Here is a 22,908-nt window from a genome sequence, read left to right as displayed (position 1 = left end):
ATATTGTCACAGGCTTCGGGGCCAAATGCCCGCAACGGGCCGTCCGCCGGGCGGATACCGGATGGCGACCGCGCCACGCCCCGAAGCAGTTGCCCAAGCCCGACGCTGTTTTCCACTGTCCATGATGTCCCATGCAGGCAGCGACGATCGTTCGAAGCCGGACATCGAGAACGATGACGGTCTGGGCCGATCACGCAAGTGGACGGCTCCGCCACTCAGGTGTCCCGCGGCACCTTCATGCGGGTACGAAGCGCCATCGCGATCTGTCCGGCCGCGGCGAGCTGGTCCGATGTGAGGGGATGCACGAACAGCTCACGGACGGCTCACAGATGCGGCAGGGACACGTAGCGGAACGCTTCCGCACCCCCGTGAGTACCACTTCAGCACCCCGGCTGTCGGTGAGGCACTCCTCGCGCCGGATCAGCCTCCGTCGCTCCATGCGCCCGAGCTGGTGCGAGAGACGGCTGCGCTGCCAGTCGATGCGGGCCGCCAGAGGGGCGCAGTCGCCGCCCTTCCGCATCTCGCAGCGCGAGGAGCACTGCGTAGTCGCGTGGCGACAAGGAGCACTCACTCTGCACGCGGGACGCCAGCCCGGAGCGCAGCGCTTCCGTCGTCTCGATGCAGTCACGCCAGATGCGACCGGAATCCGGCCAGAGCGCTGACTCCTCGGGCCCGGTGACCCATACGGCATTGGAGACCGCGGCCACCATGAGGAGTGCCTCGGTGAGGGCGGTACCAGACAGGCTGCGGACCGCCGCCTGCGCCTCAAGGCCGACCAGGACGAACAGGGCGCCGTTGAGCAGGTACGTCGCCAGCGACCAGAACGCCATCGTCTGTCGACGGGCTCGGCCCGGCCTGGCTCATGATCAACCCGCACACCACCACCGCGAGCACGCCCGACGCCTCGACCTGCTCGGCCACCGATACGCGCTGAACGGGATCAGGATGATCGCGAGGTTGTCCAGCATCGTCTCGCCGAGCCTGCGCACAGGGTGGCGAAGCCGGATGCCGAGCCACTCCACCAGAACGCCCGCCGCGATGCCACCGCCGTAGGACAACGCCACCAGACCGCTCACATGGACCGCGCTGAGGTGCTCGGAGCATCGCCTGCCTGCCCCTGGTCCTGATTGTCGATCCGGGCGAGCGTAGGCGCCCAGAAGCGCAGTTTGCCGCTGCGGGCGCCTTCGTACACACCGCCACAGGCTTCGATCACCTTGCGAGACGCGGTGTTGTCCAGGTCGCAGGTGATCAGGGCCGACTCGATGCCCAGCTCGCGGGCGAGGGGGAGCGCGGCACGCAGTATCGCCGTGGCGTGGCCGCGGCGGCGGGCTGTCGGCCGGACGTAGTAGCCGATGTGACCGTTGCGTTCCCGCAGCGCGGGCGTAAGAAAGTGGCGGATCGCCACCCGTCCCAGGTAGGTGTTTCCGTCGACGTACCAGAACGTGCTGCGAGGGACATACCCCTCCGGGTGCCCTGCCACCTCGGCGTCGGCGAGGATGCCGTCGACGTACTTGGCGAAGACCTGCGGGTCCTGCCACCGGGGGCCGTACTCGCGAATGGCCCTGCCCAGCGTGGAGTCGTCATCAGGACCTCCCCGCCCCTCTGCCTGGAGCTCGCGCATCGCATCCACATACGAGGCGTGCAGGCGGAAGTCGGGGCGGATCAGCTCTGGCACTGGACCATCATCTCACCTGGGCCTGACGCGGACAGAAACCCCCGCCAGCCCAGATCTGATGACCTGGGCCGGAGAAGCGTCGGCAGAGACCGGTGCTTGGTCGAGAAATAGCCTCGCCCGAACGAGCAACAGACGACACTCTGTGAGGTCCTGCGGCCAGCCCAGGCGGCGCAGCGCCATCCACCCCTTGGACGGCAGCGCCTCACCCCGCTCGTCCACCCCGCCGGCCAGCACGTCCAGACAGGCCTCGTCCCACCGGGAAGCCACCACAGCACCCGTCAGCTCCCGGCTCAACTCCGCCAGGAAAACCACCCGTTCGAACAGCACGCCCTGCCCGACCCGCTCACCACTGCCCTCCAGCACACCAGCAAAGGCGGTACAGGTGGCCGTCGCCATCAACCCGGCCACACCCACCCCCCCGTTTCCCCGCACGATCCCGGTCAGTCCCCCGCAGCGGCCGCCCCCGGGCACCCTGCACTCCGATCGATCTAACGAACGACCATCACACAAGGACACGGCCTCACCGTGTCCCGCCGATCCGCCCGAGCCACCCCACCCGAGCGGCAGCGCACCGCACGGAAAACCACGACCGTCGCCGTCCCGCGACGCTGCGAAGGGGAAACACCCTTACTCAAAAACAGCGGAAACCGCTACCAAGTACGACGAAACGGGTGAGAGAGTCCAAGGGACCGCCTCCGTGACGCGAAGCAGCATCAACCAGCATGCTTAAACCAAACCCGCAACAGTTGAAGACCCTCCGGGTGTGTGACCCGCTCGGTCGCGCCGCGCGGCCGATGGGCTTTCCCGGGACCCAGTCGGACGGGCGGATCAGCGCAGTCCGGCGAAGAGATCGTTCTCGGGTACGGCCGCACCGGTGGCGTCCTGGACACGTACGAAGGTCTCCATGCCCATCAACTCGCCGAACCTCTCCTTGCCCATCTTGAGGAAGAAGATGTTCTCGCCCTGACTGGCGTGCGCGGCCAGCGCGTCGAACTTCTGACCGCTGAACGCGGTGGTGTCCACCCACGTGGTGATCTCATCGTCGGGGAGGCCGATCTCGGCCATCGCTGCGGCCTCGGCAGGATCCGGCTCCGGCATGTCCTCGTGAAACTCGCGCATGATCTCGCCGAACCGCTGCATCATCGAGCGGGGCATCGTCGTCCAGTACACCTTCGCTGCCAGCGCGGTCATCTCCAGCGCCGCCATCGTGATGCGGTGGGCCTGGATGTGGTCGGGGTGGCCGTAGAAGCCGTTCTCGTCGTAGGTGACGACCACATCAGGCCGGTAGTGCCGCATGAGTTCCGCGAGTCGGGCCGCGCCTTCCTGCACGGGGGTCTGCCAGAAGGATCCGGGGGCGTCGTTGCTCGGCCAGCCCATCATCCCGGAGTCGGCATAGTCCAGCATCTCCAGATCGCTGACCTTCAGGACGTCACAGCTCGCCTTGAGTTCTTGACGGCGCATCAAGGCGACAGCCGCCGGATCGTGCCCGGGATCGCCCGGCTTGACACCCCCCGGCCCGTCACCGCAACCGCCGTCGGTACACGTCACGAGAACCGTGCGGATGCCTTCCGCCGCGTACCGCGCGAGGACCCCTCCGGTTCCGGTGGCTTCGTCGTCGGGGTGGGCGTGTACTGCCATGAGCGTCAAGGGCCGGTCAGTCATGAAACATCCTCCTGCAGAAATACGTGTTGGTCCGAGTGCGCGGCGGGCGTACCGCGACCTCGAGGGCCCGGATCCTGGTGGGGCGGACGACCTTGTGATCTCCGTGTTCCCCGCCGGTGCGGCGCCGGTCCCTCGGTCGATGCAACCGTGCCGGCCGGACCGTCTGTTCCCGGGGCGGCCGCTTGGCCTTCCAGGCGGCGGCGTTCAACGCGAACGAGGTACAGGCGCGACCTCTGTACTGCCATGTGTATGGCCTCGGGCCGCCGCGTGGATTCGCGTCCGCCCGGCCGGGGCGGGAGACCCCGGGCCGACCGTGCGAACGGAGCCGTGCGGTGCCCATCAATCGCGATTCCTCGGCACTTTGACCACCCTGCGAGGGGCGCGGGGCGCCAGAGGCGATGTCATGCTGCGGACGATGACGCCTACGGCTTCAGCCTCCTTCTCGGTCAGTTCGTCGAGCAACGGCGCGAGCTTCATGACACGTGCCGAGACCTCGGCGCCAGGCTGAACGCCGAACCAATCGGCGGAGATCATCGCGCACACTTGGTCTTCGGTCGTGCCGAACAGCTTCGCGATCCCGGCCCACTCGTCGGGTGTCGGCGGCGCGGTGCGCCCCTGCTGCCCCTTCCAGGGACCGTGTTCCACGACGTTGCGCCACCAACTGTGTGAGCGCGCCCTGTCGCAGCCAACCTGCATGGCGATGTAGTCCATGCGCTCAGCGAGCGCCTTGGCTGTGTCCCTGAAGGGAGTGTTCGTCATGGCTCGACTCTAGAAAATATCAACGACGCGCGCATAGAAATGACAGAAGAAGTGGTCACCGTGAATGTCGATCTGCAAGATCACGCCGGACTTGGCGTAGGCGAACACATCCTCCACCGTGCGCAGCCGGATCCCGGGCCACGCTCGGATACGGCAGATCCACGGGTCCGCCAGCGGGCGGATCTCGCCGATAGCCCGGCCGATGGTGGGGGAGCCCACCCCGTAGAGCACGGCCAGGGCCTGGCGGGTCAGGCCGGTACGCAGGTGGACCAGGGTCCCCAGCACTCGGTCGATAAAGACCAGTTCGTGCCTCGGCCCGGCCCCGCTTTGCCGTCGGTGAGCACCCCGGCGCCGCTCATGGCGCCCGGACTCACAGCGTGTCTCCCAGTCTCCCAGCGTGGTGCGAGTTCTTCATCAACTCGCCGATGTGTTGGCGTGAGACACCGCAGAAGGAAGGATGCGACATGGTCTTGCGGGCCTGCTTGATCTCCACACCTCAAGAACCCACGCGGCAGTCGTCAAGTCACGGCCCAGCACGATGGCTCAATCCTGTCTACCCTCATGCGAATGACGATCGACTGGATAGCGGAGGCCGAGCGCCTGGCGCGTGGACGACGCTACGGTGAGCCCAGCCTCCCGCCATCCAGCCGGAATGCGCCTCAGTCGCCGCCGCTGTCCGAAGAGGAGGTCCGCGCAGCGGAGGCGGGGCTGGGGATCACGTTTCCGGACGAGTACCGGGACTATCTGCTCCGGCAGAGCGCGGGCGGTGCAGTGCGCCGCCTGCGCCCAAGTGCGGCGGGCTGGGGCTGGCACGGCGACTCCAGCACCAACTACGACTTGCTCACCACTGCCTTTCCACATCCCGACTCCTACCGAGGTTACGAAGAGGAGCTGGACGACCGCGAGCCGCTGGAGGAGAACTTCCCGGACCTCGACACCTACCAGGCAGCGTGGAAGAGCTGGGATGCCGAGTACGAGGTGCTCCAGGAGCGCAAGACATCCGGCGCTGTGTTCATCCAGGAGAACGGCTGCGGGTTCTCCACGCTGCTCATTGTCACTGGCCCACACCGGGGCACGATGTGGTTTGACGCCCGGGCCACCTGCGACCGGATCCTTCCGCTGAACCTGGACGGCCGAGCTGTGTCGTTCGCGGACTGGCTCGGCCGGAGGTCCATGGATCTGCTGTGCTGGTGACCACCGGCGAGGTCCCGTTGCCACCGGACAAATCCGGGGAAACCGGGGCATGACGCTCGCCAGGTAATCCGCCAGGGCAACGCGCGTCCTGGTCACCAGCCGCCACCACCCCGGGACTGCCTCCTCGCCACCGGGTCCACAAACCTCTCGCGATGTACGCGGCCAGGTCCTCGGCGATGACAGACACACCACCGCGGGAGTTACGAAGGTGGCTGGAGAAGACCGGGAACCACATTCGGGGTGCCATCCTTCTGCAAGAGGGGGATCACCCTGCCACCACCCAGCCAGCGAAGTGATCCATATCCGGCATCAGCACGGTGAACTGCGTGGCGAGGCCATCGCCCAAACGTCCGGAGTACTTCTCGACGATGTGTATTTGACCCTCGGCCCCGTTCTCCCACAGCTCCGGCGAGCATCTGTCGAGGACCCTGTTGTCCGGAATGATCCACTGCTGATCGAAGGGACCTTCGGCATCTTCCAAGCGGAGAAGCGGCCTCGTGGGACCGAATCCCCTCGTCTCGGTCATGACTTTTCCGTCAACTGTCCGATTCTCATTCGATTCCATCGTCGAATAGTCGCCTTGTTCCTGCAAATCGTTCCTGCACATCCGTGTGGCGGCCGACGGAGTGGGCTACCGGAATTCCGCTGTGTCTGCGCATGACATGCGGCCTCTTATGCGTTACCTCTGTGGCGTTTTGATCCGGACCGTGCGATGCGGATGAGGGCGCTGTGTACGTATTGCCAGAACAGAGTGGGGACGCGACGGCGGCAGTCCGAAGGTGGCCGCGAGTGCTGTCGCTGGTGATCGTGGCGATGATGTGCGTCGTTACGTGGCCGGCGGAGGCGGCGGGGAATGCACCTGACGACTGCCAGGCCGCGCGACTCGCCGCCCGTGTCAGCAAGGCGGAGATTCGGTTCGCCGAACATGACCAGCCTCTCGTCCAGGCAACGGCGAACACTTCCATCGTGGTGGAGGCGGACAAATGGCCCCTGGCCCGCGACTTGATGCTCGGTGAGGACTCGAAGGGGTACCGGACGGCGATGCGCTGCCTGCTGCGGGGACCAGGCAGATCCGCACTCCACAGGGACGAATGGCGCTTCAGTGAGCCCTCTGTAACCGCCGAGAAGAACCGGGTCACGGTCGACTACACGGCGATCGCCTGGCTCAAGAGCTACGGACCGGTCCTGCTGGGCCCCTGGCGGATCGACGTCGAAAAGAAGAAGAACTGGATGCTTGATCTCCAGCCGCCGACAACACTGGTGAAGATCCCGTGGGAACACATCGAGATCCAACTGGGCGGCCTCAGTGCCACAGACATCCGCCCCCAGGTGTCATCCGCCGACGAGACGAAGCTGGTGTGGTCCGAGCGGATGCCCCGGGACGTCCGGGTCGAAGTGAATCCCCCCTGGCAACGCTCCGAAGCCCTGGACAACCAGGTCGGGACCCGGAGCAAGCTCGGCGCCGCATCGTGGTGGGCGTGCGTCGCGTTGCTGATCGCAGCCGTCACACTGCTCGTTCTGCGGCCCTATCCGGCTCCTGTGCCGGGGACGCGCCGGCAACCCGTGCAGAGATTCAGGCGGTGGGTCGGCGGCGGAGGCACCACCTTCAGGGAGAGCCCCGCGATTGCCGTTCTGCAGTGGGCCGCGCTCAGTTTGGCAGTCGCCGTGATGCTGTTTCTGCTGACGTGGCACGTGTTCGATAAAGGCCTTACGCCATGGTGGCGCGCCCACCTCGTCATTGCAGCGGCATTGGTTCTGGTCCTGGTGGCCCGCCCATCGCCTCGGGTGGTGTCACCCGCCGTCCCGCATACCACGGGTGACCATTCCGGCCGTCCGGAAACCCTCCGGAACCGTCGCCCGGCTCGGGTTGTCATCTGGACTGCTTCAGTGGCGGCCTCCCTGGGCCTGCTCGTCCTCTGGATTCCGTTCTTCGGCCTGGCTGCAGAGTTAAGCCCGAAACCGCCGTCGACCGTGCCCGGCTTGGTCGGGCTCGCAGTTCTGGGGTTGGTGACGCTGTGGCTGTGGCTGGCCGCGATTGCGGCGTGGGCATGGCGCTTCCTCCAGGAGGGAGAACTGGTACCCAAATCCTGGACCCGCACCTGGAACAGCGCGCCGGCCCGCTGCCTCACAGTCGTCGGAGCCTTGCTGTTGCTGCTTGCTGCGGCCATGACCTTCAGCTTCTGGGAGGCAAACAAACACCAGCAGAAACGCGTGCGTTGGCTCATGGAGCAATCGAACTCCGATACCTACAAATTCCTGGTAGAATTCCCGCAAACGGGCATCACGTGGCTCTACGCCTACACGTGGGTGCTAACAGGTCTCGCATTCCTCGCTCTGATGCACTTTCGCGTCAAGGAGGAGAAGGACCGCCTCGCCAGTCAAGAGGGGCAGATGTCCCTGGGGCCGACCGGGCTCGAACTCCTGCTCACGGCCGCCGTGTTCTCCCTTGTCCTGGGGCTCAGGCACGTAGCATTTGCGAACTTCATTGTGCTTTACGGCCTGTGGCTCGCCTTGAACATCCTCTCGTTGTATCTGGTCCTTGCCGTGGGCCGGCGAAGGTCCGTGCTGCGTCAGGCAGGAGAGACGTTCTGCGCTCACTGGCTGAGCACCACGGACCGCCGCGGTGCACTGCTACAGAAAGCCCGCGAGTACCGTGACCTGCACCAACGACTGTACGGGGTGGACCACGGACACGCAGAGGGCGCTACCCGGAAAGAGCTGGAAAACGACCTGAGAGTGCAGCGCCAGTCACTGATCGACGTTTCTGGCGGCTCTCCGCTCGGCAACCAGGTTTCGGTGATGGACATCGCCATGGGGTGGGGGCCGGAATACCACTGGTGGGACAACGCGTTGTACGCCGCGCGCTTGGCTTTCTGGTTCGGCATTCCGTTCAGTGGGGCGCTCGTCTGGCTCAACAATGTCAAGGATTACGACAAGTGGTTCGTCACGCTCCATGACCCCATCGGAATTCCAGAGATCGTGGTGAAGTTCATCACCTTCCAGGTGGCATGGACAGGTGCCGGCTTCGTTCTCGGGGCGTTGTGGCGCCTCCTGCCCGGGCACCGCAGTCCCGTGCGCGCCCTGAGCCTGACCGTCGCCTATGCCATTCCCGTCTCGCTGGGCGCCTGGGCCGCCAGTATCAAGGACGCAGGAATCGGCTACGCGTTCCTGAACGTCCTGCTCCTGCTCATCGTCCTCACGCTCACGAGCATGTGGATGGACATGGCGACCTTCAGCGAGGAGAGGCTGTTCTGGCCCACGCGCTACGGCCTACTCTTGTCGATCTATCAGATGCGGGGCGTCTCCACGCAGGTCGCCTATCTCCTCACCCAGGTGACGGCTGCCGTGCTGCTCTGGCGGCAATTGTCCGGCGGCATGTCGCAGCCGCGGCAGTGACCGGTCCCCCTCGACGTTCGCCCGGCGGCGGCCCCCGTTAACGTCCTTGTCCCTTGGGGTCGTCTCGTTCACCGCCCCGGCATCCCCCACAACGCCCTGTCGGCAATGAGGATCTACCATCTTGAATTCGCTGGTCACGGGGCTGGTGTGTGTGGTGGGTTGTGTACTCGCGCTGGTCGGGGGCGATTGTCTGGCGTCTAGATCGTCTGTCAGCGCGATCTCGATGTTGGTCAGTACGAGCGGGGTGCGCAGGAGCGTGGTGACGTGACGGACGTGCGGGCGGAGCTTTGTGAGGATGCGCCAGTTCTTCTGGTGGGCCACCTCGAGATCGCCGTCAAGTACGTGAAAGCCGCACCCCCGGACGGGGCGCTGCCCCGGATCCGCTGACCAGGCGAAACCGCCCACTGCCATCACCCCGAAGTGGAAGACATCGACCATGCCCTCGGCCTGTCACCGCCGGAGCCGACGCCACGCCCACCTCGGACCCCGTGCTCCTTCCGGATTACGAACCCAACGTATGGCCAGGGTTGCTTGCCGTCGCCCGTTGCCCACGTCCAACACCGAAGCTCAGGGCCTGGATTGGCGGCGTGAGCGCGACGGTTCCATGACCGATGGGCGTGGTTCGGTGTCAGAGGGTTCGGGCCGCAGCGGCGTCGCGGAGGAGTCCGGCGAAGGTCAGGGCGGCGGGGGTGAGCGAGTGGTCGGCCATGCGAACCAGGAGGATGCGGCGGATGGGGGCCGGCGGCTGGAGGGGCAGGACGTGGACGCCGGGTCGGATACCCTCCAGGGCCAGGGTGGGGGCGAGGGCGACGCCGATGCCGGCGGCGACCATGGCCTGGGCTTCTTGGTAGTCGTGGGCCTCGTAGGCGATGTGGGGCTCGAAGCCGACGGCGCGGCAGCCGCGGACGAGGGCTTCGGCCACCGGGTGATGGTCGGCGCGGGTGATCCAGGGGTCGTGTGCGAAGTCGGCGAGTGAGGCGGCGTCGCGGCCTGCGAGTGGATGGTGGTCGCTGACGAGAAGGGCCGGCGGGTCATCGAGGAGTGGGGTGACGACGATGTCCTCCCGGTCGATTCGGCTCCAGTCGTAGTCCCACATCAGCGACATCTCGATCTCCCGGTTCTCCAGCATGGTCCAGAGCCCGGCGATGCGGGCGCTGCGGACGGTCAGCCGTACGTCGGGGTGGGCGTCCCGGAAGGCGATCACGGCCTGCGGGAGGAGCGAGGCGCCGACGGTAGGGAAGGTGCCGATGCGCAGGGTGCCCGCACGCAGACCGGCGTAGTCGGCGAGTTCGTTTTCCGCGGCCTGCAGTTCGCGTTCGATCCGGTGCCCTCGTTCGGCCAGCGCCCGTCCGGCGTCGGTGAGGGTGACGCCCCGGGCGTGGCGTTCCAGCAGGGGCTGTCCTGCCTCCGTTTCCAGGCGGCTGATCTGCTGCGATACCGCTGACGGGGTGTAGTTCAGGGCGCGGGCTGTCGCGGTCACCGAGCCGCGCCGGGCGACCTCCGTGAACAGCAGGATGCGCCGAACGTCGAGCATGCCGTCACCTCCAGCGTTCACTTGAGCTTAATAGCCATGCAGATTTCCGAGATTGTACTTCACGCTGCCGTAACCCACCGTGGAGGACACCACGCACGGCGAGACCGTCGGTGGATTTCCCCTTCCCTGGCTGTGAGGAGTCGGTTGTGCTGCGTCTGCAGGGCGAGATGATCCGCGGAGGAACCAGCAAGTGCTGGATCTTCGACCACCGCGACGTGGCCGCCACGGGCGTGGACGTCGATGCCCTGCTGCTCGCCGCCTTCAACGCCGCCGATCCCCGCCAGATCGACGGCGTGGGCGGCGCCTCCTCCACCACATCCAAGGCCGCCGTCGTACAGGCGTCGACCCAACCCGGCGTGGATGTCGAGTACGCCTTCGCGCAGGTCGGAATCGGCGACGAGCGCGTGGAGTGGGCCAGCAACTGCGGCAACTGCGCCACCGCCGTGGCCCTGTACGCCGTCCACCACGATCTCGTGCCCATCGCACCGGACACCACCACCGTCCGCATGCTCAACGTCAACACCGGGGCCCGCCTCACCGCCAGGATCCCGACCCCCGCGGGAGTGGCCCCGGAGGAGGGCACGGCCGTGGTGCCGGGTACCTCAGCGCCGGGCGTGCCGGTTCTGCTCGGGTTTCAGGACCCGGCGGGCTCGACGACCGGCCGCGCTCTGCCCACCGGCCGGGCCCTGGACGAGCTGACCGGCCCGGACGGTCCCGTCGAGGCATCCCTGGTGGACGCCGGCGCGCCGACCGCACTGTTCGAGGCCAAGGCGTTCGGCCTCGACGGCACGGAATCCCTCACCGCGTTCGCCACCGCAGTGCCCGCGCTGGCACTGCTGCGCCGCCAGGCAGCGCTGGCCATGGGCCTGGCCCGCGAGGGCGATCCGGTCAGCCACGCGGTGCCGAAAGTGGGCGTTGTCGCCCGACCCGCGCTCTATCGCACCACCCAGGGCATACTCGTCAACCAGGACGAGTACGACCTGGCCGTGCGCATGGTCTCCATGCACGCCCCGCACCCGGCGATCGGCCTGACCTCCGCCGTGGCCCTGGCCACGGCCGCCGCCACGCCTGGCACCCTCGCCCACCGCGTCGCCCGGCAGACCGTCGACGGCACGCTGCGCCTGGGCACCCCCGCCGGCGTGATCGCCACCCGAGCCGTCCCCGCACCGGACGGCGCTTCCTCCACGGTGCTGTTGCACCGCGCCGCCCGGCGTATCGCCCGAGCCGAACTCCTCGTTCCCGTCCTGGAAGGACGCCCCGCATGAGCCGCAACGACGCCGCCCCGGGTACCGTCATTGCATCACCGGGCCGCATCCGCCGGATGCTGTCCCACCTCTACATCCAGTGCCTGATCGCCGTCCTCCTCGGCGCCGCCATGGGCGGGCTGTGGCCGTCCGCCGGCGCTGACCTCAAACCGCTCGGCGACGGCTTCATCGCGTTGGTGAAGATGTTCATCGCGCCGATCATCTTCTGCACGGTCGTCCACGGCATCGCCTCCATGGGCAACGCCCGCGCGGTCGGCCGCGTGAGCCTGAAGGCTCTGGTCTACTTCGAGGTGCTGACCACCGTGGCCATGATGGTCGGCCTGGTCGTCGTCAACGTCGTCAAGCCGGGCAGCGGTCTGCACATCGACGTCTCGACCCTGTCCACCAAGGGCCTGCCGCCGGAGGCGACCACGACCCACGAGGGTTTCGCCGAGTTCCTCCTCGCCATCATCCCGGCCACCCTGGTCAGCGCCCTGACCGGCAACGAGATCCTGCCAGTGCTGCTGGTGTCGGTGCTGTTCGGCTTCGGCCTGCACGCCAGCGGGGAGGCCGGTCTGGGCATCGCCCGAGGCGTCGAGAAGTTCTCCACGGTTCTGTTCACGCTCATCCGCTGGATCATGCGGCTGGCTCCCATCGGCGCGTTCGGCTCGATGGCTTTCACCATCGGCAACTACGGCCTGGGCACCCTGCGCCACCTGGCCCTGCTGGTCGGCTCGTTCTGGCTGACCGCCCTCCTCTTCGTCCTGGTCGTCCTCGGGACCGTGATGCGCCTGAACGGACTGCGACTTCTGCCCTTCCTGCGCTACATCAAGGAAGAACTGCTGATCGTCCTGGGCACCTCCTCCACCGAGCCCGTCCTGCCGCGGATGATGGCCAAGCTCCAGCACGTGGGCGCCTCGAAACCGGTCGTCGGCATCACGCTGCCCGCCGGGTACTCCTTCAACCTCGACGGCACCGCCATCTACCTGACCATGGGCTCGGTCTTCCTCGCCCAGGCCCTCGGCATCCACCTCAGCCTCACCCAGCAGCTGGCCATGCTCGCCGTCATGCTCCTCACCTCCAAGGGAGCCGCAGGCGTCACCGGCTCCGGTTTCATCGCCTTGGCCGCCACTCTCAGCGCTGTCCCACACGTCCCGGTCGCCGCCCTCGCGCTGATCTTCGGCGTCGACCGGTTCATGTCCGAAGCCCGCGCCCTGACCAGTCTGGTCGGCAACGGCGTCGCCACCCTGGCCGTCGCCCGCTGGGAGGGCGAGCTGGACGAGGACCGCGCCAAGGCCGTCCTGCGCGGCGAGATTCCCTATACCCCTGCCCCCGCTCCTTCTGCGGTGACAGCCGAGCCCGATCCGAAGGAGACACCCGCACCAACCCACGACCCCGTCCCCGCCGCACGCTGACGTCGCACGGGCGGGGCGGCCCGGAGCAGACGCTCCGGGCCGCCCCGCCTACGTCTCAACAGGACGTCATACTCGCCGTCCGGCCTGATCAGGACCGTCTGACCTTCCCGTATACCTAGTCTTCCAACCGCTGATCAAGTCCGGCGAACGCCGCGCAGAACTCCCCCATCGTCTGCCGTTTCGGTGATCAGAGATCCACGGATTCCCCGGCGCGAGCGAGGTACCTGTCCGTACGATCCGGGCGGGAGGTGCGTCAGGTGGCCAGGGATGCAGAGCCGGACCTTCATGGACTGATCACGGCCCTCCGGGTCGAACTGGAGCTGCCGGCAGAGAAGTTGAGCCAGCAGCTTCAAGATGTGCGCGACGAGCTCGAGGAACTCACCGTCGCCGAGCGGGTCGCGGGTCGGCTGGCCGAGCAGCTGCACGCCGAAACGAGGACGACGCCCGGGGGTGCCCGGCCAGGTCGCGGGCCGCGCGGTGCTGCTGGTGCCGCAGCGCGAGCGCGACACCGACGAGACGCTACTGCCAGAGGACTACCAGCGGATCATGGACGTGGTGCGACGGGCGGATACGTCGGTCATGGTCAAGCAGGTCTGCGGTGAGCTGAGGATGTCCAAAGAGCCGGCCCGCTCGGAGGCGGTGCGCTCGAAGCTGAACCGACTGGCCGAGCGGGGCTTTCTTCGACGTGCTGCCGCAGCCCCCCGCCCAGGCACGCCGGCACCGCCCCGGGGGTCAACTGGTCGTGTCCGGTTCCGGCGTGGTGAGCCCAGCCGGGCCGGTGCGGCGCATGGCCTTGTGGAGGGCGTCGTGGTCAGGGGAGGCGGGCAGAGGACCGCGGGCCGGGCCTTCGAGGGACTGGATGAACAAGGCCACGACGCGTCGCCAGGCGTCGGGAGCGGAATCGCCGCAGGCGCTGACGACACCGGCGTTGGCCATGTGCAGCAGCACCAGATCAGAGGTGTCGAAATCCTCACGCAGACGACCCGTCGCCTTGGCACGGTCGATGAGCCGCACCATGCCCGCGATGGCCTCGTTGCGGCGCTCCTCCATGGCCTTGGCAGTGGGGAAATTCGTGGTCAACACGTCGGCGAAGCCCTGGTCCGCAGCCTGCATCGCACAGGCGGTCTCGATGTAGACGGTGAAACCGTGCCAGGGGTCGGGGTCTTCGAGAGCGACGACGACCGCGTCGGCGTAGGCGTCCATGCGGTCGGCGAACACGGCGGCGACGAGCCCTTCCTTGGTGGGGAAGTGGCGGAAGATGGTGGCGATCCCCACGCCGGCCTCGCGGGCCACGGACGCCATGGAGGCGCCCAGTCCGTCGCGGGCGAACACCCGGCGTGCGGCGGCGAGGATCCGCCCCCGGTTCCGCTCGGCGTCGCTCCGTAGGGGCTGGGCGACGCGGTCTTCGGAGTGCTGGGCATCAGGGCTCATACCAGCCAGTCTAGCAATCGGATTACCCTTTCCATTTTTGACTGCTCCGCTATCGCCGCCGACCAAGTGGCTTGGACGTCTTCGGTCTCGGCGAGCACCACAGCCCGGACTTCGCCGTCGCCGAGCCTGTCGTTCCGCTGGCCGCGATCGCCAAGGCCGCCCCGACGGGCACCGATCCGGTCAAGCTGACGACATCGACCCCGGGGTGTCCCGTGAGCCGTTGTCCGGCCTCGACATCACCTGTGGGAACGACATTGAGGCGGAAGCCCCGCATCCTCAGCGGCCTCGGCCAGCAGCAGTGCGGACAGCGGCGTTGAGGGGGCAGGCTTGAGTACGACGGTGCAGCCTGCCGCGAGAGCGGGACCTGCCTTGGACGGGCTGGTGAAGAACGGGTAGGTGGTCGGCACCCGGTCCACCGAGCACATCTACCGCACGCCCAGGCCGTGCCACCACCCTCGCCGTGGCTGTGCACCCCCGTCAGGTGTCAGGCATCGAGGCGACGGCAACGTCGGCGACGTCTGGATGCCTGCGCAGCAGCGCCACTATCTCGGCGTCGGACGCGCCGCGGGCCTGGTCAGGGGGGTATCCGCCCAACGTCGCCGACCACAACTCCGGGCTTGCGTGGCCGTAATGCTGCGGACAGCGAGAGCCGGACCTTCCTGCCCGGCCAGGGTCAGGCGGGGCCGGGCCGGGTGAGGCGGACCATGGCGCGGTAGAGGGCGGCGGGGGCGGGGGCGTCCGGCAGCGGGGGCATGGGTGCGTCGGGGGTGGCGTAGGAGCGGAGCATGTGGGCGGCCAAGCGGCGCCAGGTGTCGGGTGCTGCGTCGCCTGCGGCGTTGATGACGCCGGCGTTGGCCATGAGCAGGATGACGACGTCCTGCGAGATGAAGTCGTCGCGCAGATGTCCGGTTTCCTTGGCGCGGGCGATGAGTTCGAGCATCCCGTTGAACGCCTCGGCGCGGCGGGCTTCGAGCGCTTTGGCGGCGGGGAAGGTCATGGTCAGGACGTCGGCGAAGCCGCGGTCGGCGGCCTGCATGGCGCAGATGGCGTGGATGTAGCCGGTGAAGCCGTGCCAGGGGTCGTCGTCGGCCAGGGCGGTGGCTACGGCGTCGACGTAGGCGTCCATACGGTCGGCGAAAACTGCGTTGACGAGGTCGTCGCGGGTGGCGAAGCGGCGGGAGAGGGTGGCTTTGCCGACGCCGGCCTCGCGCGCGACGGAGGCCATGGAGACACCGAGCCCTTCGGTGGAGAACAGGCGGGCGGGCGGCCGCGAGGATGCGGTCGCGATTACGTTCGGCGTCGGCGCGCAGCCCTGCCTCGGGCGTGCGACCAGGGTTTTCGTCGGGGGCTGCGATGCGGGTCATGACATCACCCTACCGAACTGGAACAAGCGGCCCAATTCTGTTGTTACGCTGGGCACCTGGAACCGGGAAGGCCGTTCCAGTTAATGAGAGGTGTTGTCATGCGCGCTGTGGCACTGAACGAGGTCCCCGCGGCTCCGGCCGTGGCCGAGGTCGACGCTCCCCGCCCGGAGGCGGGGGAACTGCTGGTGAAGGTGGCGGTGTCATCGGTGAACGGCTTCGACGCCGCGACGGCGGCCGGCTACCTGCAGGGGATGATGGAGCACCGGTTCCCGCTGGTGGTCGGCAAGGACTTCGCGGGCACCGTCGAGGCGCTCGGTGAGGGCGTGGAGGGCTTCGCGGTCGGCGACGCGGTCTTCGGCGTGGTGATGAAGCCGTTCCTGGGCACCGGGTCGCTGGCCGAGTACGTGACCGTGTCCGCCGCCTACGGCGTCGCCCATGTCCCCGAGGGCCTGGACGTGAAGGACGCCGGCGCGCTGGGTCTGGCCGGGACCGCGGCCTTCGACAGCATTGCCGCGCTGGACGTGGCCGGGGGCGAGACCGTACTCATCTCGGGCGCCACCGGCGGGGTCGGGGCGCTGGCCGTCCAGTTGGCCGCCGCCCGCGGCGCCCGAGTGATGGCCACCGCCCGCCCTGGCGCCGAGGCCGACTTCATCACCGGCCTGACCGACGCCGACGTCTCCATCGTGGACTTCACCGGTGACCTTGCCGCGCAGGTCCGTGCTCTCGCGCCCGAGGGCGTGGACGCAATCGTGCACCTGGCGGGCGATGGCGTGGCGCTTGCGGGCCTGCTGCGGCCCGGTGGGCGGATCGCCTCCACCCTCGGCCTGACGAAGGCCGCCGTCGAGGGCGAGGCCGTCACCGTCCACTCGATCATGGCCGACGCGAACGCCCAGACCCTGGCCACGCTGGCCGGTCAGGCCGCCTCCGGCGCGCTGCGCGTGCCGGTCACCGCCACTTACCCGCTTCAGCAGGCCGACCAGGCGTTCGCCGCGTTCGGCGCCGGCGCGCTCGGCAAGATCGCCGTCACCTGCTCCTGACCCACCCCGCTGCCTCACCTGCACCGCTTGGAAAGAGTTCTCATCGTGTCCACCATCGCCATCATCGGCGCCGGCCCCGGCATGGGCCTGGCCATCGCCCGTACCTTCGGCAGCCGCGGCTTCAATGTCGCGCTGATCTCCCGCAGCAAGGACAAGCTCGACGCCCTGGCCGAGCAGCTCGGCTCCGAGGGCATCACCGCCGAAGGCTTCGCCGCCGACGTTATGGACCGGCCCTCCCTGACCGCCGCCCTGGACGCCGTGAAGGCCCGCTTCGGCAACATCGACGTACTGGAGTACTCCCCGGCCCCGCACTCCCCGGTGCCCGGCTTCACCATGGCCGTCCCCACCGAGGTGACGGTCGAGAACCTGCAGCCGCAGATCGAGTACACCTTCTACGGTGCCGTCGCCGCCGCCCACGCGGTACTGCCCGCGATGCGCGAGGCCGGCGCCGGGACGTTGCTGTTCACCACCGGCGGCGGCTCGGTGAACCCCAATCCCATGATGGGCAACGTCAACGCCGCCGCAGCGGCCCTGCGCAACTGGGTCATCAACCTGAACAAGGAGCTGAACGGGAGCGGCGTTCACGCCGCCCACGTGGCGATCGGCGTGTGGATCGGTGAGGGCGGCCCCGAGGGCATCCCCACGGCCACGCCCGAGCAGATCGCCCCCCTGTACTGGGACCTGCACGAAAACCGCGACCGCGCCGAGGCCGTCTTCACCGGCTGACTCCGCCACCCGGGGAGGGGCGGCTGTCCAGCGCCTTTCCCCGCCCCCTTTTCTCGCATACAGACCTGAAGGATTTCGTGCCGTGAACGTCGCGTTCCGGCCGGGCAAGCCGACGGCCGGTTCGCTCGTCAACGGCACGGACGGCGTGGGGCATGTCCTGTTCGTCGTCCCGGAGGTCACCGAGGAACTGGAGGCGTTCACCACCGACGTGCTCGGGCTGGAGCCGTTCGGCCGCTGGACGGCCACCACCCCAGACGGCAGCGTGTCGGGCCTGCAGTTCTCCGGTAGCTCCCCCCGCTCCCACTGCCTGAGCTACGTCGGGTTCCTGACCTGAAGGGCGTGCAGCACATCGCGATCAAGTCCACCCGCTTGGACGACGTCGGCCACGTCTGGGACCTCGTGCAGGAACGCAACGATGTGCCCGTCACCGACACCCTGGGACGGCAAATGTCCGAGTTCTTCATCTTCTTCGACATGCGCTCTCCCAGCGGCTTCGACATCGAGTTCGGATCGCCAGCGGCGAACTCCTTCTGTCCTACGACTTCGTGCACAGCAGCCCCTCCGCCTCCGAAGCCTGGGGCCACAAGTTCGTCGCCGACGGCTGGACCCCCCACCGTCCGGCCCCTGACTCCCCCCGCAAGGAACCCCTTGATGAACGTCACCGTCTTCGGCGCGACCGGCGCCATCGGCCGCCTCCTCGTCCAGCTGATCCTGGACGACGGCCACCAGGTCACCGCCCTCGTGCGCAGCCCCGACAAACTCGCCTTCACCCACCCCCGCCTCACCATCGTCACCGGGCAGCTGTCCGACCGCGATGCCATCCAGCAGGCCGTCACCGGCGCGAACGCGGTCATCAGCGCGCTCGGCCCCTCGCTGAAGCGGTCCGCGACCGGAACTCAGCTCGCTGACGGCACCCGCACCGTCGTCGACGTCATGCGCGAGCAGAAGGTGTCCCGGCTCATCGGCCTGGCCACGCCGTCGCTCGCCGACCCGCGCGACAAGCCCCACTGGAAGCACAAGGTGCTGCCCGTCATGGCCAGGCTGATGTTCCCCGACGCGCTGGCCGAACTGAAGGGCATGACTGAGGCAGTCACCAGCTCCGACCTCGACTACACGATCGCCCGCATCACCAACCCGACGAACAAGCCGGCCACCGGCCGCATCCGCTCCGGCTTCCTCGGCCACGACAAAGTCGGCTCCGCCATGAGCCGCGCCGACATCGCCGCGTTCCTCGTCTCCCAGCTCACCGACACCCGCTACCAGCGGGCCATGCCCGCCATCAGCAACTGACCCAGCCCGCTCTGCCGGCCCCACCGGCCGGCACCGCTCCGAAACACTTCGAGGAGCCTGCCGTGGAACTCGGCATCCTGTCCCTGTCCGACCTGCAGACCGACCCCACCACCGGCCGCCTCCACGACCCGGCCCGCCGCACCCGCGAGATCGTCTCCTACGCCATCGCCGCCGACCAGGCCGGCCTCGACGTCTTCGGCCTCGGCGAACACCACAGCCCCGACTTCTCCGTCGCCAACCCCGCCATCCCCCTGGCCGCCACCGCCCAGGCCACCACCAACATCCGCCTCACCAGCGCCGTCTCCGTCCTGTCCACCCTCGACCCCGTCCGCCTCCACCAGGACTTCGCCTCCCTCGACCACCTCAGCAACGGACGCGCCGAGATCATCGCCGGACGCAGCGCCTTCATCGAAGCCTTCACCCTCTTCGGCATCGACCCCGCCCACTACGACGCCGTCTTCGCCGAGAAACTCGACCTCCTGCTCGCCATCCGCGACAACGAACACGTCACCTGGAACGGCCGCCACCGCCCCGCCCTCAACCACCTCCCCGCCCCGCCCCCAGCAGGACAAGCTGCCGCTGTGGCTCGGAGTCGGCGGCACCCCCGCCAGCGCCGAACGCGCCGCCCGCCTCGGCCTGCCCATGGTTCTCGGCCTCATCGGCGGCGACATCCGCCGCGCCCGCGTCCTCACCGACCACTACCGCGGCCTCGGCCAGGCCGCAGGCCACACCCCCCAGGCACTCCGCCTGGGCGTCACCAGCCACTTCTACGTCGGCAAGACCTCCCAGGACGCCCGCCGCGACCTCTACCCCTACTACCGCGAGTACCTGCGCCCCAAGACCCCCGGCGGACGCGGCTGGCTGATCAGCCCCGACCAGTTCGAGGCCGTCGCCGGCCCCTCCGGCGCGCTGATGACCGGCAGCCCTCAGGAAGTCATCGACAAGATCCTCACCGAACGCGAACTCCTCGGCATCGACCGCTTCATGGGACAGATCGACTTCGGCGGTATGCCGCCCGGCATGGTGAACGAGTGCATCGAACTCCTGGCCACCGAAGTCGCCCCCACCATCCGCAAGGAAGTTGCCCTGCCTGGCGACCCGGCCTGAACCCGACACCCTGCGACGCGGCCGGGACCCCGCAACGTTGCAACGGCAGCCACGCCGCACCCCCAAATGAGAACCGGACCGCCTGGCACGCCATCTTCCGCGCCGCGCCTACTTCGGACGGGCCCGCCCCATCTTCACCCTCACCGACCTACTCCCACTCGCCGGCGAGATCGGGCTGGAGCAAGGCAAGACACACAGCGTGCTCACCCAGGGCTACTACAGCAGAAGGTCCAGGACGAACTCCGGCAAGCGCAACGCATGGACGCCACCGGCGCACCGTTCCTCGTGATCGACCAGCAGTACGCCATCACCGGAGCGCAGCAGACCGACCGTCTCCTCGACACGCTGCGTACGGCTTGGGATGAGACCCACCCGACCATCCAGATCACCGGAAACGACTCAGGCGGCTGCGACCTGGACAGCTGCACGGCTCCCGCCACACATCCCGCAGGATTCTGACGCTGTGGCGGGAGGCCCGGGTGATGTCACGGCATGACTGGCCGAACGGGGGCGGGTGCTGTGCGAGGTGTACCTCGCGGACGGGGCCGGTCTGATGGCCTGGTGCGTCCGCTCCTTCCCCGGCACGGTGGGAGTGCTCGATGGGGCCCGGTGTTGGCCCTCTGGAGTCTTCAGCCATGGGGACTCCCGGCGTCTACAGGCGGTTGGGGCATGCGGTGAAGGGAAAGGGCCCTCGCTCCCTGGGGAGTGAGGGCCTCCGTCACGCCGTGGGGCGGCCGGCGTCAGTTGTGCGTGCCGTACCAGGTCCACCGTGCGGGCTCGATGCCGGCCTGGGTGTAGGGAGTGGTATAGACGGCATCACCGTTGGCCGAGGTGCGCAGGTAATTTCCCCCCCACACGGAGTCGGTCTCAAGGTTGTTGCCGTCGCCGTTCCACCACTGGTTGGGGGCGCTTCCGCAGGGGCTCATCCACACGGCGTTCGTGTCGGTCTTGGCATCTGTGGTGAGGCAGTCGCCGGTGGCCAAGCTCACCAGTCGGTGGAAGGTCACTCCGAAGTAGTCGGTGGTCGACTCGCTGCCCCAGTACCAGTAGGTGCCCGGCCCCTCGTTGCAAGGGCCCGACCAGACGTTGTCGGTCACGGTCGACGCGGTGAGGCAGTTGTTCTCATAGGCGTTCCTGTACACCCAATGGGTGGCTGCCGACGCGGTGGACATCGAGCCCGCCGCAGTGAGCATGAGGGCGGCGAGCCCCACGGGCAGGGTCAGGCGCAGGGCCTTCAGGGATTTCATGATCGCGAGGATTGAGGACGGAGAAGATGTCCACGTGAATTAACCATGAACACGTCATATCTCCTCGGCCATGTCCGGGTCACACATGGCCTGCGTCCAAACGTGCGATGACCACATGTCTGTTGGCGTCGAGGCGTTGCCAGGAAGGGAGCCAGGGCCCTGCCGTTGCGCAGCGCTGCGCGGACGAATCTCGTGGACGTCGTCATCGAGCAGGTCGAGGATCTGATCGCCAGTGGCGAGTGGCCGCTGGACTCCCGGATCCCGTCGAAGCCTGCGCTGGTGGAGCAGCTGGGGGTGGGACGCAACACGGTCCGCGGGGCCGTACGGGCGTTGGTGCACACCGGCATGCTTGAGGCCCGGCAGGGCGACGGATCGCCGCCACGAAGGCGCCGCCGAAGACAGCCCGCGCATCGGCCACAGCCCGCAGCCGGCGCAGTTCAGGCAAGAGCGAGCTACGGCAGCTGAGCAAGGCGGAGCTGTACCAGCGGGCCACCGAGCAGAACATCACCGGCCGCTCCAAGTTGAGCCGGGAAGAGCTCATCGACGCAGTCGCCCACGCAGGGCGCCGCCGCAAGAGGGACCGCCGCGCAATCCCCCCATCCGGGTAGCCAAGGTGGCGTCCCGGTTCTCCCAGAGGTCAATCTCAGACCCGTCCTGCTGGGCGCCGAGATCTCGGCACGTAGGCACGGCGACTACTCCCCCCAAGGGGAAGAAGGTGCGGCCAACTCCAGGCTGGTCACGCCCTTGGCGCTTCGTTCGCGCAGCAGTTCGCCGCCGATGGAACCGATGGGGGCCGCGGCGGCTGACCGGGCCGCCCGCTCCACGATCGCATCAACGACCGAGCGGACCATACCGAGGCGGGGATAGGCGGCATCGATCTGCTTCTCCCACCCGGAGACGATCTCCGCCCTGGGACCGAAGTCGATGGCCGCGCCCACGCCGGTGAGGTAGCACAACAAACCGCGGCGTTCGACGATACCGATAGATGTGTGCAAGGCGATCGCCTCCCACACGCGGTCGATGTCCGCCTCGGGAACCCTGTGCTCTCGCAACAGGTCCGCCGCCAGGTCCGCGCCTTCCACCTCGAAGCGGGCTTCGCCCTTCGCCAGGCTGCCCGTGCCCAAGTCGTGCAGGACGGAGGAAGCGAACAGCAGGTCACGGTCGTAGGCGGCGTCCTCCAGGCATCCCTCGTGCTCAGCCAACAGCTGGGCGAAGAAGAAACTCCGCACGCTGTGATTGAACATCGAAGGGGTCTCCGAGGCACGCACGGTCGCGAGGATGGCCTCGGCCAAGGGGCCGGTAGGCAGATCAAGTGAGAAGGTCATATGTGCAGATTAAGGGCCTCAATGCCACCCTTGACCGTGGCACGGGTGACATCTTTCGCCATCTTTGTGCCATGCGACAGGAGGGGCACACCATGGCGGCGGTAGCTCCTCCCACTCGGTCTCGGCATGCCGGGACATCCATAGAGACTCGTTTGAGTGTCAGCCACCCAAGACGTACTCGCCATGCCGCACGGCCGCGAGGCAGAGTCGGGATCCCGCATCCAGGGACATCGGACATTACCCTCGCCTCGTAGCAAGGCAGTGGTGGTTGGCGAGTCAGCAGCAGGCTGACCACCATGGTCGGGGCCGTGGCCGAAACGGCGTCGTGGTCGGGGTAGTCGGGGGCTGTCGCCGGACCACTGCTCAGTTTGTGCTCAAGCGGGGCCGACTTCGGCAAGACCAAGCCGGTTAGCGCAACCACCATGCCGTGAGAGGCGGCGGCGTCCCGTCACGGTGCGAAACCGCCGCCCACCCTCCGTCCCAGCCCTTGTTTCCCCTATCG

Annotated in this window: 21 protein-coding genes and 4 pseudogenes; 12 read left to right on the top strand and 13 right to left on the bottom strand. The window is 67.9% G+C overall.

Annotated elements, in window-relative coordinates:
- Nucleotides 1–866 precede the first annotated feature (866 nt).
- The 6 genes from ACFY16_RS27595 to ACFY16_RS27570 all read right to left on the bottom strand — a co-directional run bounded on the left by ACFY16_RS27595 (nt 867) and on the right by ACFY16_RS27570 (nt 4,390).
- The gene (locus ACFY16_RS27595) at nt 867–1,076 is read right to left on the bottom strand and encodes a hypothetical protein (protein WP_390649879.1); all 210 of its coding nucleotides are present in this window, start codon (nt 1,074–1,076) and stop codon (nt 867–869) included.
- Nucleotides 1,073–1,675 carry a GNAT family N-acetyltransferase gene (locus ACFY16_RS27590; RefSeq protein WP_390649878.1) on the bottom strand — a complete coding sequence of 201 codons (603 nt, stop codon included), beginning with the start codon at nt 1,673–1,675 and terminating at the stop codon, nt 1,073–1,075. Before ACFY16_RS27590 ends, ACFY16_RS27595 begins: the two co-directional genes overlap by 4 nt.
- A 12-nt stretch (nt 1,676–1,687) precedes the next feature.
- Nucleotides 1,688–2,071 (bottom strand): hypothetical protein, encoded by a 384-nt coding sequence (locus ACFY16_RS27585; protein WP_390649877.1) that lies wholly within the window; start codon nt 2,069–2,071, stop codon nt 1,688–1,690.
- 432 nt (nt 2,072–2,503) lie between these two features.
- Nucleotides 2,504–3,337: a PIG-L family deacetylase gene (locus ACFY16_RS27580; protein ID WP_390649876.1), complete on the bottom strand. Its 834-nt coding sequence runs from the start codon at nt 3,335–3,337 to the stop codon at nt 2,504–2,506.
- A 339-nt stretch (nt 3,338–3,676) separates the two neighbouring features.
- Complete coding sequence (locus ACFY16_RS27575; RefSeq protein ID WP_390649875.1) at nt 3,677–4,096, bottom strand: hypothetical protein; 420 nt, start codon at nt 4,094–4,096, stop codon at nt 3,677–3,679.
- A gap of 9 nt (nt 4,097–4,105) precedes the next feature.
- A complete protein-coding gene (locus ACFY16_RS27570; RefSeq protein WP_390649935.1) occupies nt 4,106–4,390 on the bottom strand; it encodes a transposase family protein in 285 nt (94 codons plus the stop codon).
- A gap of 273 nt (nt 4,391–4,663) precedes the next feature.
- Here ACFY16_RS27570 and ACFY16_RS27565 point away from each other — a divergent pair, with 273 nt between their 5' ends.
- Nucleotides 4,664–5,290 (top strand): SMI1/KNR4 family protein, encoded by a 627-nt coding sequence (locus ACFY16_RS27565; RefSeq protein WP_390649874.1) that lies wholly within the window; start codon nt 4,664–4,666, stop codon nt 5,288–5,290.
- A 265-nt stretch (nt 5,291–5,555) separates the two neighbouring features.
- On the opposite strand, the gene ACFY16_RS27560 is transcribed toward ACFY16_RS27565, so the two are convergent.
- On the bottom strand, nt 5,556–5,816 hold the full coding sequence (locus ACFY16_RS27560; protein ID WP_390649873.1) for a type ISP restriction/modification enzyme: 261 nt from the start codon (nt 5,814–5,816) through the stop codon (nt 5,556–5,558).
- Nucleotides 5,817–6,079: 263 nt separating this feature from the next.
- Between ACFY16_RS27560 and ACFY16_RS27555 the strand changes: the two genes are divergently transcribed.
- On the top strand, nt 6,080–8,686 hold the full coding sequence (locus ACFY16_RS27555) for a DUF6185 family protein (RefSeq protein ID WP_390649872.1): 2,607 nt from the start codon (nt 6,080–6,082) through the stop codon (nt 8,684–8,686).
- Between the two features lie 628 nt (nt 8,687–9,314).
- Here ACFY16_RS27555 and ACFY16_RS27550 read toward each other — a convergent pair.
- Complete coding sequence (locus ACFY16_RS27550) at nt 9,315–10,220, bottom strand: LysR family transcriptional regulator (RefSeq protein ID WP_390649871.1); 906 nt, start codon at nt 10,218–10,220, stop codon at nt 9,315–9,317.
- Nucleotides 10,221–10,366: 146 nt separating this feature from the next.
- Here ACFY16_RS27550 and ACFY16_RS27545 point away from each other — a divergent pair, with 146 nt between their 5' ends.
- From ACFY16_RS27545 to ACFY16_RS27535, 3 genes and pseudogenes are all read left to right on the top strand, one after another.
- Nucleotides 10,367–11,485, top strand: coding sequence for a PrpF domain-containing protein (locus tag ACFY16_RS27545; protein WP_390649870.1), 1,119 nt, complete (start codon nt 10,367–10,369; stop codon nt 11,483–11,485).
- Nucleotides 11,482–12,879, top strand: coding sequence for a C4-dicarboxylate transporter DctA (gene dctA / locus ACFY16_RS27540; RefSeq protein ID WP_390649869.1), 1,398 nt, complete (start codon nt 11,482–11,484; stop codon nt 12,877–12,879). The genes ACFY16_RS27545 and dctA overlap by 4 nt, the downstream gene beginning before the upstream one ends.
- Before the next feature lie 354 nt (nt 12,880–13,233).
- Nucleotides 13,234–13,566, top strand: a pseudogene (locus ACFY16_RS27535) (winged-helix domain-containing protein); the annotation flags it as partial.
- 45 nt (nt 13,567–13,611) lie between these two features.
- Here ACFY16_RS27535 and ACFY16_RS27530 read toward each other — a convergent pair.
- The 3 genes and pseudogenes from ACFY16_RS27530 to ACFY16_RS27520 all read right to left on the bottom strand — a co-directional run bounded on the left by ACFY16_RS27530 (nt 13,612) and on the right by ACFY16_RS27520 (nt 15,535).
- Nucleotides 13,612–14,310 carry a TetR/AcrR family transcriptional regulator gene (locus ACFY16_RS27530; protein WP_390649868.1) on the bottom strand — a complete coding sequence of 233 codons (699 nt, stop codon included), beginning with the start codon at nt 14,308–14,310 and terminating at the stop codon, nt 13,612–13,614.
- A gap of 49 nt (nt 14,311–14,359) precedes the next feature.
- Nucleotides 14,360–14,735: pseudogene (locus ACFY16_RS27525) on the bottom strand (aldehyde dehydrogenase family protein).
- 248 nt (nt 14,736–14,983) lie between these two features.
- The gene (locus ACFY16_RS27520) at nt 14,984–15,535 is read right to left on the bottom strand and encodes a TetR/AcrR family transcriptional regulator (RefSeq protein ID WP_390649867.1); all 552 of its coding nucleotides are present in this window, start codon (nt 15,533–15,535) and stop codon (nt 14,984–14,986) included.
- Between the two features lie 237 nt (nt 15,536–15,772).
- On the opposite strand from ACFY16_RS27520, the gene ACFY16_RS27515 reads away from it, so the two are divergent.
- From ACFY16_RS27515 to ACFY16_RS27490, 6 genes and pseudogenes are all read left to right on the top strand, one after another.
- Nucleotides 15,773–16,711, top strand: coding sequence for an NADP-dependent oxidoreductase (locus tag ACFY16_RS27515; protein WP_390649866.1), 939 nt, complete (start codon nt 15,773–15,775; stop codon nt 16,709–16,711).
- Between the two features lie 45 nt (nt 16,712–16,756).
- Nucleotides 16,757–17,437: an SDR family NAD(P)-dependent oxidoreductase gene (locus tag ACFY16_RS27510; protein ID WP_390649865.1), complete on the top strand. Its 681-nt coding sequence runs from the start codon at nt 16,757–16,759 to the stop codon at nt 17,435–17,437.
- An 82-nt stretch (nt 17,438–17,519) separates the two neighbouring features.
- A complete protein-coding gene (locus ACFY16_RS27505) occupies nt 17,520–17,771 on the top strand; it encodes a hypothetical protein (RefSeq protein WP_390649864.1) in 252 nt (83 codons plus the stop codon).
- A gap of 317 nt (nt 17,772–18,088) precedes the next feature.
- A complete protein-coding gene (locus ACFY16_RS27500; RefSeq protein WP_390649863.1) occupies nt 18,089–18,727 on the top strand; it encodes an NAD(P)-dependent oxidoreductase in 639 nt (212 codons plus the stop codon).
- A 62-nt stretch (nt 18,728–18,789) separates the two neighbouring features.
- Nucleotides 18,790–19,834 (top strand): annotated as a pseudogene (locus tag ACFY16_RS27495) (LLM class flavin-dependent oxidoreductase).
- A gap of 258 nt (nt 19,835–20,092) precedes the next feature.
- The gene (locus tag ACFY16_RS27490; protein WP_390649862.1) at nt 20,093–20,293 is read left to right on the top strand and encodes a hypothetical protein; all 201 of its coding nucleotides are present in this window, start codon (nt 20,093–20,095) and stop codon (nt 20,291–20,293) included.
- Between the two features lie 281 nt (nt 20,294–20,574).
- Here the strand turns inward: ACFY16_RS27490 and ACFY16_RS27485 are convergent, their stop codons facing one another.
- Nucleotides 20,575–21,081 (bottom strand): hypothetical protein, encoded by a 507-nt coding sequence (locus tag ACFY16_RS27485; RefSeq protein WP_390649861.1) that lies wholly within the window; start codon nt 21,079–21,081, stop codon nt 20,575–20,577.
- A gap of 159 nt (nt 21,082–21,240) precedes the next feature.
- On the opposite strand from ACFY16_RS27485, the pseudogene ACFY16_RS27480 reads away from it, so the two are divergent.
- Nucleotides 21,241–21,456, top strand: a pseudogene (locus tag ACFY16_RS27480) (FadR/GntR family transcriptional regulator); the annotation flags it as partial.
- 317 nt (nt 21,457–21,773) lie between these two features.
- Here the strand turns inward: ACFY16_RS27480 and ACFY16_RS27475 are convergent.
- The gene (locus tag ACFY16_RS27475) at nt 21,774–22,373 is read right to left on the bottom strand and encodes an HD domain-containing protein (protein ID WP_390649860.1); all 600 of its coding nucleotides are present in this window, start codon (nt 22,371–22,373) and stop codon (nt 21,774–21,776) included.
- Nucleotides 22,374–22,908 lie beyond the last annotated feature (535 nt).

It is taken from the genome of Streptomyces sp. NPDC001315, from assembly GCF_042896175.1.
In the GTDB taxonomy this organism is placed as follows: Bacteria; Actinomycetota; Actinomycetes; order Streptomycetales; family Streptomycetaceae; genus Streptomyces.
Note: the sequence above shows the minus strand (reverse complement) of the source record. Positions and strands in the feature narration are given on the sequence as shown.